Source organism: Nonomuraea sp. NPDC050451, from assembly GCF_044458585.1.
This window is the reverse complement of sequence record NZ_JBITHZ010000016.1, coordinates 96,972-110,012: the sequence shown is the minus strand read 5'-3', so window position 1 is coordinate 110,012 and position 13,041 is coordinate 96,972. Positions and strand designations below refer to the sequence as shown.

Here is a 13,041-nt window from a genome sequence, read left to right as displayed (position 1 = left end):
CGTTCTGTTAGCGTCGGCATCCTACGAAGGGGAGAAGCGTGTGACCGAGATACGGATGCGGGTGAACGGCGTCCCCAGGACCCTCGACATCGAGCCGTGGGTCAGCCTGCTCGACGCGCTGCGCGACCACCTCGGGCTGACCGGCCCGAAGAAGGGCTGTGACCAGGGCGCGTGCGGCGCGTGCACGGTTCTCGCGGACGGGGTGCGGATCAACGCCTGCCTGGCCCTGGCCGTGCAGTACGCGGACAAGGAGATCACCACGATCGAGGGGATCGCGAAGGGCGAAGAGGGCACGCACCCGATGCAGGAGGCGTTCGTACGCCATGACGGGTTCCAGTGCGGTTACTGCACCTCGGGCCAGATCTGCTCGGCCGTCGCCATGCTGACCGAGTACGCCGCCGGCATGCCCAGTGCCGTCAACCCCACGGCAGAGCGCATCGAGCTCACCGATGACGAGATCCGCGAGCGCATGAGCGGCAACCTGTGCCGGTGCGGCGCCTACAACGGCATCCTCGACGCCATCAAGGACGTCGCCACGCAGGAGGCGTCATGAAGCCGTTCGCGTACGTGAAACCGCTCGACATCGACGAGGCCCTGGAAGCCGTCGGCCCCGCCGTCAAGTTCCTGGGCGGGGGCACGAACCTGGTCGACCTCATGCGCGAGGGCATCGAACGTCCCGAGAAGCTGGTCGACCTCACCGGCCTGCCGCTCGACGAGGTGGACGAGCTGCCCGGCGGCGGCCTGCGCATCGGCGCGCTGGTACGCAACAGCGCGCTCGCCGCCGACCGCCGCGTCCGCGCCCGCTACCCGGTCCTGTCGCAGGCCGTGCTCGCCGGCGCCTCCCCCCAGCTGCGCAACATGGCCACCGTCGGCGGCAACCTGCTGCAGCGGACCCGCTGCAACTACTTCTACGACCAGGCCCACGCCTGCAACAAGCGCGAGCCGGGCAGCGGCTGCGACGCGCTCGGCGGGTTCACCCGCGGGCACGCGGTCCTGGGGGTCAGCGAGAGCTGCATCGCCACGCATCCGTCCGACATGTGCGTGGCGCTGGCCGCCCTGGACGCCACGGTCGAGGTGCGGAGCGTGCGCGGCACGCGGCGGATCCCCCTGGCCGACTTCCACCTGCTGCCGGGCGACACGCCGCAGGTCGAGACCGCGCTGGCCGGCGACGAGCTGATCACGGCGGTCGAGCTGCCGCCCGCGCCGGTCGCGGCCAACTCCCGTTACCGCAAGGTGCGGGACCGGGCGTCGTACGCGTTCGCCCTGGTCTCGGTGGCGGCGGCGCTGGAGGTGCGGGACGGGACCGTGGCGGCGGCCCGCCTGGCGCTGGGCGGCGTCGCGACCAAGCCATGGCGGGCCCACGAGGCGGAGCGGGCCCTGGTCGGCGGCCCGGCGACCGAGGAGGCGTTCGGCCGTGCGGCCGACGCCGAGCTGGCGCCCGCGACGGTCCGGCCGGGCAACGCGTTCAAGGTGAACCTGGCCAGGGCCACGATCGTGGCGACGCTGAGGGAGCTGGCATGAGCATCAAGTACGTCGGCCGCCCCGTCGACCGGCTCGACGGCCGGGCCAAGACCACCGGGCAGGCCCGTTTCGCGGCCGAGCACCCGTACCCGGACCTCGCCCACGCCGCGCTCGTGCACTCCACGATCGCCCGGGGCCGCATCACCGCCGTCGACGCGGACGCGGCGCGCGCGGCGAAGGGCGTGATCGAGGTTCTCACCCATGAGAACGCCCCCGCCATGAAGCCCCCGCCCTCCCGGAGCCTGCTGAACCCCAGCACGATGGTCATCGGGACATCGGTCAACTACCTGGCCACGGACGAGGTGCACTGGAACGGCCAGCCCGTGGCGGTCGTGGTGGCCGAGTCGCCCGAGGCGGCGCGGCACGCGGCGGGCCTGGTACGGATCACGTACGAGGAGCTGCCCGCCGTGGTGGACTTCGCGGCCGAGGAGCCGAACGCCACCCCGCAGAAGGGCAACGCGCTGATGCCGGCGGCGGCGAACAAGGGGGACGCGGAGGCGGCGCTGGCGGCCGCGGCGGTCTCGGTGGACCTGCGCTTCACCACGCCGCCGCACAACCACAACGCGATCGAGCCGCACGCGACGACCGCCGTATGGGACGGCGACCGCCTGACCGTGCACGAGAGCACGCAGAGCATCGCGTGGCTGCGCAGCCACCTCGCGCAGCGGTTCGGCGTTCCCGAGCGGAACATCCGCGTGCTGTCCCCTTACGTGGGCGGCGGGTTCGGCGGGAAGGGCTCGGTGTGGGCGGGCACGCTGCTCGCCGTGCTGGCCGCCCGGGCCACCAGGCGCCCGGTACGGCTGGCGCTCACCCGGGCGGGCGTCTACCACACGGTCGGCGGCCGGACCCCGAGCACTCAGCGGGTCGCGCTGGGCGCGGACTCGGGCGGGAGGCTGACCGCGCTGATCCACACCAGCATCGCCAGGACGGGCCGGGTCGGCGGCGGCGGCGAGCAGATCACCTCGGCCTCCCGGCACCTGTACGACTCCCCGAACATCCGCCTGCGCCAGAGCCTCGTCCAGCTCGACCTGATCTCCAACACGTTCATGCGGGCCCCGGGTGAGTCCATCGGCACCTTCGCCCTGGAATCGGCCGTGGACGAGCTGGCCTGCGAGCTGGACATGGATCCGATCGAGCTGCGGATGCTCAACGAGCCGGCGCGCAACCCGATGGACGGCAAACGGTTCGCGCACCGCATGTTGCGCGAGGCGTACGAGGTGGGGGCGGAGCGGTTCGGGTGGCGCGAGCGCGATCCGCGGCCCGGCTCGATGCGCGACGGGCGGTGGCTGGTCGGCATGGGGGTGGCGTCGGCGTACCACCCGGCGTTCCAGCTCCCGGCGAGCGTCACCGTGCGGCTGGGCGCGGACGGCGGGGTCGTGGTGCGGTGCGGCCTGCACGAGATCGGCGTGGGCGCGGCGACCGTGCAGGCGCAGATCGCCGCGGACGAGCTGGGGGTGCCGCTGGAGTCGGTACGCGTCGAGATCGGTGACTCCGACCTCCCCGACGGCCCGATGGCGGGCGGTTCCGGGCAGACGGCGAGCGCGGCGGCGAGCGTGCTGGAGGCCTGCCGCAAGCTGCGGCGTTCCGCCCTCGACCTGGCGCGGAAGTCACCGGACTCCCCGCTGCGCGGCGCGAGCGATCCGCAGGCCCGCGACGGCGGGCTCTACCAGGGGTCCAGGGGCGAGACGTACGCGGCGATCCTGACCCGGGCGGGCCGCGACCATCTGGAGGCCGCGGCCGGGGGCGGCATGCTGAGGTTCATGGCGAAGACCGTGCGCGACCGCAGCCGGTGGGTGAAGGCCGCGTCCGGGGCGCACTTCTGCGAGGTGCGGGTGGACCGCGACACGGGCGAGGTACGGGTCTCGCGCTGGGTGGGCGTGTTCGACGTCGGCACCGTGATCAACGCGAAGACGGTGGCCAGCCAGCTGCGCGGGGGCATCGTGATGGGCATAGGCCTGGCGCTGTCGGAGGAGACGCTGGTCGATCCGCGCACCGGGCGGATCGTCAACGCGAGCCTGGCCGACTACCACGTGCCCGTGCACGCCGACGTCCCCCGCATCGACGTGCACTGCCTGGACGAGCCTGACCCTACGATGCCGCTGGGGCTGGTCGGGGTGGGCGAGGTCGGCATCACGGGGGTGGGCGCGGCCGTGGCCAACGCCGTGCGCCACGCCACCGGCAAACGCGTCACGGACCTGCCGATCACCCTCGACAAGCTGCTATGAGCGCGACTTGCGCCCTCCGACGGCGGGAAAGGACCGGTGGAGCCGTTTGATCGGCACCGAGGAGACGACCATGTCACGCCCGCCCGTCCCCCCGTTCACCGAGGAGACCGCGCGCGTCAAAACGCAGGCCGCCGAGGATGCCTGGAACACCTGCGACCCCGACCGCGTCGCGCTCGCGTACACGGAGGACTCGGTGTGGCGCAACCGCGACGAGTTCGTGACCGGCCGCGACGAGATCAGGGACTTCCTGCGCCGCAAATGGGAACGGGAGCTGGACTACGCCCTGCGCAAGGAGCTGTGGGGCGTGCTGGGCAACCGCATCGCGGTCCGGTTCCAGTACGAATGCCGCGACGCCTCCGGGCAGTGGTGGCGCAGCTACGGCAACGAGCAGTGGGAGTTCGACGAGTCCGGGCTGATGCGGCGCAGGGAGGCGAGCATCAACGACGTGCGCATCGAGGAGAGCGAGCGCCGCATCTTCGGGCCGCGCGGCGACGACGAGCAGGGCGTTGACGTGCTGCCGCTCAGATGAGGTAGCGCAGCCACAAATAGGGCACCGACAGCGTGACGGTCACCAGCGTGACGACCAGCCCGTACTTGGTGAACTGCCAGAAGCTGATCGGGGTGCCGTTGCGGGCGGCGATGCCGATGACGACGACGTTGGCCGCCGCCCCCACTGCCGTGGCGTTGCCGCCCAGGTCGGCCCCTATGGCCAGCGCCCACCACAGCACCTGGGCGGGGCCGTTGCCCCCGTTGGCCTGGACGAGGTCGGCCACGATGGGGCTCATGGTGGCGACGTACGGGATGTTGTCCACGACGGCGGACAGCCCGGCCGAGACCCACAGCAGCAGCATCGTGGTCAGCCCGAGCCGGCCGCCGGTGGCCTCGGAGGCGGCCTTCGAGATCTGGCCGATCACCCCGGTCTCCACCAGCGCCCCCACCATGACGAACAGCCCCGCGAAGAACACCAGCGTCGGCCACTCGACCTCGCGGATGGCCTCCTCGGTCGTCACCCTGGTGGCCGCCACCAGCACCCCCGCGCCCAGCAGCGCCACGACCGAGGGCTCGTAGTGCAGCACGGGATGCAGCACGAACGCGGCCATCACCAGGGTCAGCACGGCGAGCGACTGCCACAGGAGCTTGCGGTCGGCGATGGCCTCCCGCTCGTTCAACGACATGATCTCCGCGACCCGCTCGGGGTCGTAGCTGAACGACGCCCTGAACAACCACCGGCACAGCCCGACGAACACCACCACCAGCACGACGATCAGCGGCGCCATGTGCGCGAGGAAGTCGTTGAAGGTAAGGCCGCCGCGGCTGCCGATGATGATGTTCGGCGGGTCGCCGACCAGCGTGGCCGCGCCGCCGATGTTGGACGCCATGGCCTCGGCGATCAGGTACGGCGCCACCGGCAGCGCCAGGCGCTCGCACACGAGGAACGTCACGGGGGCGATCAGCAGCACGGTGGTGACGTTGTCCAGCAGCGCGGAGGCGAAGGCGGTGATCACGATCAGCAGCGCCATGAGCCGGAACGGCTGCCCGCGAGCCCGCTTGGCCGACCAGATCGCCAAATATTCGAATATCCCGGTCTGTTTCAGGACACCGACGATGACCATCATGCCGAGCAGCAGGAAGATCACGTTCCAGTCGATCCCGGTGTGCTCGTCGAAGAACGCCGCGCTCCCGTCGGTGGCGTGGATCAGCAGCATGACCCCCGCCCCGCCGAGCGCTGCCGCGACCCGGTGCACCTTCTCGGTGGCGATCAGCGTGTAGGCGAAGAGGAAGGCGGCCACCGCCACCCAGGCGGTGGCGGTCATGGCGACTCGATGAGCATGAGAGGCGATCTCCGGGAACGACGACACGACCGCCGACCAGACTTCCCGGCACACCCATCAAGAACCTATCAAAACCCGTCAAAAGCCGCATCAGACCACCGCTCAGAGGCCCCTGAGCGGCGGCCTGATGCGGGACGTGCTCAGATCTTCCCGACGCCGGAGCCGGCGGTGACCGTCGCCTTCACGGTGTTCGGGTCTGCCAGTGTGTAGCCGTAGTACGAACTCGGCTCCTCTACGCTGCCGCTGCAGTCGGGCGTGCCGGATTCGTCGACGAACACGTTGTTCCGCGCGACGCACCTGCCCGCGGGGCCGGCGTAGTGATTGCTCACCGGCTCCTCGACCCGCTCGAAGTAGTTGCCCTCGACCAGGCAGCCGGCGTTCGCCTGGCAGGCCACGCCGACATCCGTGTTGTAGACGTAATAGTTGTTGAAGACGTGCACCGGCTCCCCGAAGCGCACGCGCGGGTTGCGCTGCGGCGTCCGGTCGAACCAGTTGTGGTGGTAGGTGACCTTCAGCCGGCCGACGTCCTGCGCGCCGTTGCCGTCGTCGTGGCCGAGCAGCATGGTCTTGGTGTGGTTGTGGACGTGGTTCCAGGAGACGGTGACGTACGAGGAGCCGCGCTTGATGTCGATCAGCCCGTCATAGCCGCCGGCCAGGTCGTTGTGGTCGAGCCAGACGTGGTGGCTGAACATCTGGACGTTGATCGAGTCGTCCGTGGCGTTCCTGAACACCAGGTTGCGGACGATGACGTTGTGCACGGCGCCGGCGGGCGGCGAGGTGACCGCGTCGTCCGCGGGGAGGCCGATGTTGAACCCGCCGCCGGTGATCCCCGAGTTCGCGCCGATGCCGACGATCGTCTTGTCGGAGGCGACGTTGTGCATGCCGGCCGGGACCGTGATCATCCCCTTGACGCAGATGTTCAGCGGGCCGCTCTGGCCGATCGCGGAGATCAGCTCGGCGGCCGTGTCCACCTCGACCGTGGGCCCGCCGGCGCCGCCCGTGGTGCCGTTCTGGCCCCAGGCGTTCACCGAGGCGAACCCGGCGGGCGTGCCGGCGGTGGAGCACGTGCCGGGCGGCGGGGGTGTGGGGGTGGTCGGCGGCTCGGTGGGCCCGCCGATGTCCGTCACCAGCACGTCGTCGAACGAGGCGCCGGCGTAGTAGCCGGCCAGCCCGGCGCCGCCGGAGCCGTAGGAGGAGTCGGTCGCCGAGACGACCTGCACGTTGTTCACGAAGCCGCGCAGGGTCGTGCCGAACGCTTCGAGCCGGAGCGTGAACCACGTGCCCGCGGTCACGGTGGCCGCGGCCGTGGCGAGCGTGGCCGGGCTGCCGCCGGCCCGTTTGCCCAGGACGACCGAGCCCGCGTTACTCAGCCCGAGGAAGTAGTAGCTGCTGGTGCTCTGTGCCCTGGCCAGGACCGCGACGTGCCGGTTCGCGCCGTTGAACGCGATCGGCTTGACGCGCGCCTGCACCGCCTGGTCGCTCCAGCCGGTGCCGGCCACCGCGCGGGCGTCCGCGCTGGTGCCGGACTGCCGGTACGCCTGGGAGCCGTCGGCCACCACCGACCAGCTCCCCCCGGACCTCGACCAGCCCGTGGCGTTCCCGTCCTCGAAGTCGTCCGCGAACAGCGTCGCGGCGGACGCGCTGGGCAGTCCCAGCGCCCCCATCAGCACCAGCGCCCCGGCTGCGAGCGCGGCCATGCCTGAGCGGATCTTGCGTGCTTTGCCATTGCGCACTGTGTTGCCTCCGGTTGTCAGAGTGACCGGACGCGTCCCGCCTGCGTGGGTATGAGCTCGCGCGCTTCACACCTTTATGCAACCGATTGTTAGGCGAGTCAATGCGAAGGCTGTGCAGTTTTGTTGCATTATTTTGCAAGCGCTTGTAAGAGCGTCGCGCTACTCGACCATGCCGTAGGAGGGCTTGCCGGCCCACTCGTACGTGACGTAGACGACGCCGGCGTCGGTGGCGGTCGATCCGGTGAGCTTCAGCCCGGCCGGAGCGGTCCTCTCGGCGAAGAGCCGCTTGCCCTCGCCGAGGACGACGGGGAAGACCAGGAGGCGGTACTCGTCGATCAGCTCGGCCCGCTGCAGCGTGCGGATGAGGTCGCTGCAGCCCTGGACGATGATCTCGCCGTCGGTGTTCTTCTTGAGCTCGGCCACCGTCTCGGCCGCCTCGCCCACCAGCACCTGCGTGTTGCGCCACTCGGCCGTCATCGGCGTCCTGGTGGTGACGTACTTGGCCATGCCGTTGATCTTGGCGCCGCCCTCCTCGTCGGGCACATTGGGCCAGTGCGACGAGAGGATGTCGTACGACCTGCGGCCCAGGAGCATGCCGTCCGCCCGCTCGAGCTGCTCGCCCATGATCCGGCCGAACCCCTCGTCCACGTACGGCGGCAGCCAGCCGCCGTGCGGGAAGTCGTTGGAGTCGTCCTCGCCGGGCCCGCCGGGGCCCTGCATGACGCCGTCCTAAGGATTCCTTACGGCTTCCCTAAGGTCCTGAAAGTGGCTACGCGGCGTCGCGGTGATGGCCGTGGTACGGCGGGGCGAGGTCGGCGCCGCGCGGCCCCGACAGCGTGCCGCGCAGGTCCGCCATCTGGATGGTCCGGCTGATGTCGGTGGGCGTCAGCAGGCCGATCAGCCGCCCGGCCGGGTCGAGCACGACCGCGCGCCCGTCGGCGCTCCCCTCCATCCTGGCCAGCAGGTCGGTCAGCGGCTCCTCGGGCCGGGCCTGCGGCACCTCCTGCGGCGGGCAGGCGATGTCGGCGAGCCGGGTCGTGCCCCGCCGATCCGGCTCGACCCGGCGGATCCGGTTGAGCGTCACCAGGCCGGCGAAGGTCCCGTCCGGGGCGACCAGCGGATACGTGGACACATGGTGCCGCATCACGACCCGGTCGATGAGCCCGGACACGGTCTCGTCCGGCGAGGCGGCCACGGGCTGCCGCGACATCGCGTCCGCGACCCGGACGCCGTGCAGGACGGTGCCGAGCCGGGTCTGCTGCTCCTCGGCGCTGGCGGCGTTGACCAGGAAGAGGCCGATCAGCGCCAGCCACAGCCCGTCGAAGCTGCGCCCGCTGACCACCTGCAGGAAGCCGACCGCGATGAGCGCATATCCGAACCAGCGCCCGGCCCGGGCGGCGGCGATCGCCGCCCGCGACCGGTCGTGCCACCGCGCCCACAGGATCGCCCGCAGCACCCGCCCGCCGTCCAGCGGGGCGGCCGGGACCAGGTTGAACACGGCGAGGAGCACGTTCACCCCGGCCAGGTACGTGAACATGCCGCCTGCCAGCGCCGCCCCGGAGACCAGCAAGGCGACCGCCCCGAACACCACTCCGGCCAGCAGGCTCGTCGCGGGCCCCACCACGGCGATCTTCAGATCGGCGCCCGGCGAGCGGGGCTCACCACGTAGCTCCGCGACCCCGCCCAGCAGCCAGAGCGTGATCCGCGACACTTCGATGCCCTCGTGCCGGGCCACCAGCGCGTGCGCCAGCTCGTGCGCGAGCAGCGAGGCCATGAACAACACCGCCGCCACCAGCCCGGCCAGCACGTAGGCAGCCGGCGGGTAGCCGGGGAAGACCGCGGGGAACCGTCCGAAGGACAGCCCGAACACCAGGATCGCGACGATCACCAGCACGCTGATGTTGAGCCCCACCCGCACGCCCCCGATGCGGCCCAAAGGGATGGATGAACGCATCTCGCCTCCCTGCGGCCTGATTTGTTCGCTCAAGCGCACCCTGCCCGCAAAAGCGCACGTCAAGCGCCGTTCAGGAGGCGCTGAGCACCCCCGCCAGCTCGGCGAACGCGGTGGCCGCGGGGAGCGGGTCGGCCGGGAGGGCCAGCAGGATGGTGCGCTCGGAGGCCGGTTCGAGAGGGACCGCGTGGACCCCCGGGTGGTGGGCGGGCAGCGACAGCTCGGGGACGACGGTCACGCCGAGCCCCTCGGCGACCATGGCGAGGATGCTGTTGGTGTCGCGGACGCGATAGTGGCAGCGCAGCCTCGCCCCCGCCTCCCGCGCCAGGGCCGTGATCAGCGGCTCGCACCCGCCCGTCGACATGATGAACGGGTGCCTGGCCAGCTCGGCGACCGGCACGGAAGCACGTGTGGCCAGGGCGTGACCGGTGGGCAGGACGGCCAGCATCCGGTCGGTGGCCAGCGGGTGGGTGACCAGCCCCGCCACGTCCGCGGCCACGGCTCCGGCCGAGATGGTGCCGACGTCGGCGGCGCCGGTCCGGAGCCAGTCGAGCACCTCCCCGTCCGACCCCTCGATCACGATGAGCCGCACGCGCGGATGCGCTTCCCCGAACGCCCGCAGGATCCGCGGCAGCAGGCGCGCGTTGGCGCTGGGGATGACGCCCACGCGCAGGCTGCCGGTGTCCGCCCCGCGCGCCGCGGCCACCTCCTGCTCCAGCGCTTCGAGCTGGGTGAGGATGAGCGTGGCGCGGCGGCGGACGGCCCGCCCGCCAGCGGTCAGGCTCACCCCGTGGCTCCCCCTGACGAGCAGGGACAGGCCGAGCTCGCTCTCCAGGCTGCGCAGGGCGTGGCTGACGGCGGACTGCGTGGTGTTCAGCTCCTCGGCCGCGCGGGTCATGTTGCCGGTACGCGCGACCGCCAGCAGGATCCTGAGCTGTGTGAACGTCATAGCGCCGCGCGCAGCAACCCCACGACCAGCGGGTGCGGGCGTCCGGGCAGCGATCTCGTCTGCGGCACGAAGAGCGTGGCCAGGTAGAACGGGTGGCCGGGCAGCTCCAGCACCCGGGCCTCGCCGCTCTCGTCCACGCCCGTCACGCGCAGGCCGCCCTCGTGCAGGGTGCTCTGGTGGGCCGGGTTGAGGCCGAAGTTGCAGTAGTACTCCTCCTTCACCTCGTTCTCCCCGTACAGGTTCGCCACCAGGGAGCCGGGCGTGAGCGTGACCGGCATGGTCCGGCCCGCGAGGGAGCAGACCAGCTCGGAGACGAACAGGTTGGACGCGTACGGGTCGTACTCGGCGTGCTGCGCGTCCTCGAACCCGAGCACGTGGCGGGCGTACTCGATCACCACGTGCTGGCTGCCACCGCACGTCCCCAGGGTGGGCACGCCGTGCTCGCGGCCGTGCCGGAGCGCGGCCAGCGCGCCGCGCAGGCTCCGGTACGGGCTTCCAGGGGCGCACCACAGCACGTCGGCGGCCCGCACGCCGGACAGGTCGGATTCGAGCGGCTCGGTGGCCAGCCAGCGGACCTCGATCCCGACGCCCAGGTGATCGGCGGCGTGGCCCAGCGCGTCGTCGGTGGCCACGTGCGGGACGAACGCCTTGTCGTAGTCGCCGACGACCGCGACCTTCAGCGAGGACTTCATGCGCCCACTATGCGGCGGCAGAGGCATGAACACCAATACTGAGCTGCGCGAATGTCATGAGTGAACGCTCATGTCAGCAGGAGGCGCGGTCAGGAGCGGCAACATGACCTCCACGCGTGTCCCGGCCCCGGGCTCGCCGCCGACCACGCAGATCCCGCCCAGCTCCGCCGCCCGCTCGCGCATCGAGCCGAGTCCCACGCCCGCGCGGTGCTCCTCGGGCAGCCCCTTGCCGTCGTCGGCGATCAGCACGCGCAGCACCGACCGTTCCCGCTGCAGGACGATCCGGCAGCTGGACGCCTGGGCGTGCCGCCGGACGTTGGTGAGCGCCTCCTGGATAATCCGGTAGACCGCCACCTCGACGGCCGCGGGCAGCTCCGACAGCTCGCCCTGCACCTCGACCTCGGCCGGCGGCGACGACTGCCCGGCCAGGTCGCTGATCGCGCGGACCAGGCCGAGGTCGTCGAGGGCGGGCGGGCGCAGGCCGTACACGAGCTCGCGGATGTCCCCCGTGACCGCGCCCATGCCCGTGTGGAGCTCGCGCAGCAGCTCGTCGGCGGCCTCCGGGGACTTCTTGAGGCTGAGCCTGGCCATGTTGATGGTCATCGCCATGGCCGAGAGCGTCTGGCCGAGCCCGTCGTGCAGGTCGCGGCGCAGGCGGCGGCGCTCCTCCTCCCTGGTCGTCAGGATGCGCTCCCTGGAACGTTGCAGGTCCGCCGCCATCCGCACCGCGTGCGCCACGTCCGCGGCGTACGGGGTGAGCGTGGCCAGCACCCGCTCGTTGTGCGCGGCGGGGAAGCGGCGCGGGCCCGGCGGGCCGACGAGCAGGCGGCCGACCCGCTCCCCGTGCCAGATCAGCGGCACCTCGCGGGAGTTCGGGCCCACCCGGCCGTTCTCCACGTAGCGGGGCTCGCCGTCGGCCACCTCCACGGCCACGCCCTCGACCGCGAGGCCGTCGCGCAGCACGCTCACCACCGAGGTCAGCGCCTTGGCCGGGTCGCCGCGCCGGACCGCCTGGGTCAGGCGCTCGGCCAGCACGCCCGGGTCGCCGACGGCGCCGTACAGGAGCCGGTCCACGGCCCGCTGCAGCGCCCGCCGCAGCGGCTGGAAGAAGGCGCCCGCGAACAGCGCGGCGGCGATCCCGGCCACCTGGCCGTACCCGGAGACGAGCAGGCCGGACAGCGCGCCCGCGCCGAAGTACACGGCGCTGACCACGGCCACCACGCCGGCGGCCACGAAGGCCCGGCTGATCACCGTGTCGATGCCGTAGAGCCGGTACCGCATCACCGAGAACGCCATCGCGACCGGGATGATCGCCGCCCAGCCGAACGCGATCCACGCGAACTCGCGCACGAACGCGGCCACGACCAGGAAGACGATGTAGCCGGCGAACGCCAGCAGCGGCCAGCCGATCTGCCGCCTGGTGACGGAGTCCGCGTGCCGCAACCGCACCGCCAGCGACAGCGCCGACAGCGCCATGGAGACGTAGATGCCCGTCCAGGCGATGGCCGAGACCGTCTCCGCGTACGGGGCCAGCGCGGGGATCCGCAGCGGGTTCGGGATGACCTGCGGGTACGGGTAGCTCCCCGGGGGCGGCGGCACGCGGAACACGGCGCGCAGGAAGTCGGCCGTGATGGAGGCCACCCCCAGCGCCAGGGCGAGGCGCCAGCGCGGCGAGGGCAGGCGGCCGTCGGGCGAGTACAGCGGCAGCACCATCGTGAGCGTCACGCCGCACACCGCCCAGCCGAGGTGGCCCGGCAGCCGCAGGTAGCCCGCGAGGAGGAGGTCACCGTCGGAGGCGGCGCGGAACATCATCGCCTGCGCGAAGTCGCTGACGGCGGCGGCGAGCCCGCCCGCGCACATCAGCCACGCCAGGTTGAGGCGGGGCCGGTGGAAGATGAGGAACGCGCCGACCGCGGGGAACGTCAGCGCGGCGGCCGTCTGCGGGGACACCGTCCGCTCGGGGACCCATTCGTCGGGCAGCCCGGCCCAGATCAGCAGCGCGACCACGGTGAGCGCCGGCGACACCACCGCCATGGTCACGGAAGCGGCTCTCGCCCCCCGTGCAGCCTTCTCGTCATCGGCGACCTCGGCGAATCCCCCAGCCATCCCGCGCTCCGCCTCTCCGATCCCCGGCACGC

11 protein-coding genes are annotated in these 13,041 nt (G+C 71.9%); 4 read left to right on the top strand and 7 right to left on the bottom strand.

Going from position 1 to position 13,041, the window contains the following annotated elements:
• Nucleotides 1-55: 55 nt before the first annotated feature.
• The 4 genes from ACIBI9_RS38315 (at nucleotide 56) to ACIBI9_RS38300 (ending at nucleotide 4,275) form a co-directional block, all read left to right on the top strand.
• Nucleotides 56-553 carry a (2Fe-2S)-binding protein gene (locus tag ACIBI9_RS38315; protein WP_397229895.1) on the top strand — a complete coding sequence of 166 codons (498 nt, stop codon included), beginning with the start codon at nucleotides 56-58 and terminating at the stop codon, nucleotides 551-553.
• Complete coding sequence (locus ACIBI9_RS38310) at nucleotides 550-1,521, top strand: FAD binding domain-containing protein (RefSeq protein WP_397229674.1); 972 nt, start codon at nucleotides 550-552, stop codon at nucleotides 1,519-1,521. The genes ACIBI9_RS38315 and ACIBI9_RS38310 overlap by 4 nt, the downstream gene beginning before the upstream one ends.
• Nucleotides 1,518-3,746 (top strand): xanthine dehydrogenase family protein molybdopterin-binding subunit, encoded by a 2,229-nt coding sequence (locus ACIBI9_RS38305; protein ID WP_397229672.1) that lies wholly within the window; start codon nucleotides 1,518-1,520, stop codon nucleotides 3,744-3,746. The genes ACIBI9_RS38310 and ACIBI9_RS38305 overlap by 4 nt, the downstream gene beginning before the upstream one ends.
• Before the next feature lie 70 nt (nucleotides 3,747-3,816).
• On the top strand, nucleotides 3,817-4,275 hold the full coding sequence (locus ACIBI9_RS38300; RefSeq protein WP_397229670.1) for a DUF1348 family protein: 459 nt from the start codon (nucleotides 3,817-3,819) through the stop codon (nucleotides 4,273-4,275).
• Here ACIBI9_RS38300 and ACIBI9_RS38295 read toward each other — a convergent pair.
• The 7 genes from ACIBI9_RS38295 to ACIBI9_RS38265 all read right to left on the bottom strand — a co-directional run bounded on the left by ACIBI9_RS38295 (nucleotide 4,268) and on the right by ACIBI9_RS38265 (nucleotide 13,009).
• Nucleotides 4,268-5,560 carry an ArsB/NhaD family transporter gene (locus ACIBI9_RS38295; RefSeq protein WP_397229668.1) on the bottom strand — a complete coding sequence of 431 codons (1,293 nt, stop codon included), beginning with the start codon at nucleotides 5,558-5,560 and terminating at the stop codon, nucleotides 4,268-4,270. The two genes, ACIBI9_RS38300 and ACIBI9_RS38295, sit on opposite strands and share 8 nt — an antisense overlap.
• Nucleotides 5,561-5,718: 158 nt before the next feature.
• On the bottom strand, nucleotides 5,719-7,275 hold the full coding sequence (locus ACIBI9_RS38290; protein ID WP_397229666.1) for a polysaccharide lyase family 1 protein: 1,557 nt from the start codon (nucleotides 7,273-7,275) through the stop codon (nucleotides 5,719-5,721).
• 195 nt (nucleotides 7,276-7,470) lie between these two features.
• On the bottom strand, nucleotides 7,471-8,031 hold the full coding sequence (locus tag ACIBI9_RS38285) for a dihydrofolate reductase family protein (protein ID WP_397229664.1): 561 nt from the start codon (nucleotides 8,029-8,031) through the stop codon (nucleotides 7,471-7,473).
• Nucleotides 8,032-8,080: 49 nt separating this feature from the next.
• Nucleotides 8,081-9,265 carry a site-2 protease family protein gene (locus tag ACIBI9_RS38280; RefSeq protein WP_397229662.1) on the bottom strand — a complete coding sequence of 395 codons (1,185 nt, stop codon included), beginning with the start codon at nucleotides 9,263-9,265 and terminating at the stop codon, nucleotides 8,081-8,083.
• Between the two features lie 70 nt (nucleotides 9,266-9,335).
• Nucleotides 9,336-10,211, bottom strand: a complete 876-nt coding sequence (locus tag ACIBI9_RS38275; protein WP_397229660.1) for a LysR substrate-binding domain-containing protein — start codon at nucleotides 10,209-10,211, stop codon at nucleotides 9,336-9,338.
• On the bottom strand, nucleotides 10,208-10,903 hold the full coding sequence (locus ACIBI9_RS38270) for a hypothetical protein (protein ID WP_397229658.1): 696 nt from the start codon (nucleotides 10,901-10,903) through the stop codon (nucleotides 10,208-10,210). The genes ACIBI9_RS38275 and ACIBI9_RS38270 overlap by 4 nt, the downstream gene beginning before the upstream one ends.
• A gap of 54 nt (nucleotides 10,904-10,957) precedes the next feature.
• Nucleotides 10,958-13,009, bottom strand: coding sequence for a sensor histidine kinase (locus ACIBI9_RS38265; RefSeq protein WP_397229656.1), 2,052 nt, complete (start codon nucleotides 13,007-13,009; stop codon nucleotides 10,958-10,960).
• Between the last annotated feature and the right edge of the window lie 32 nt (nucleotides 13,010-13,041).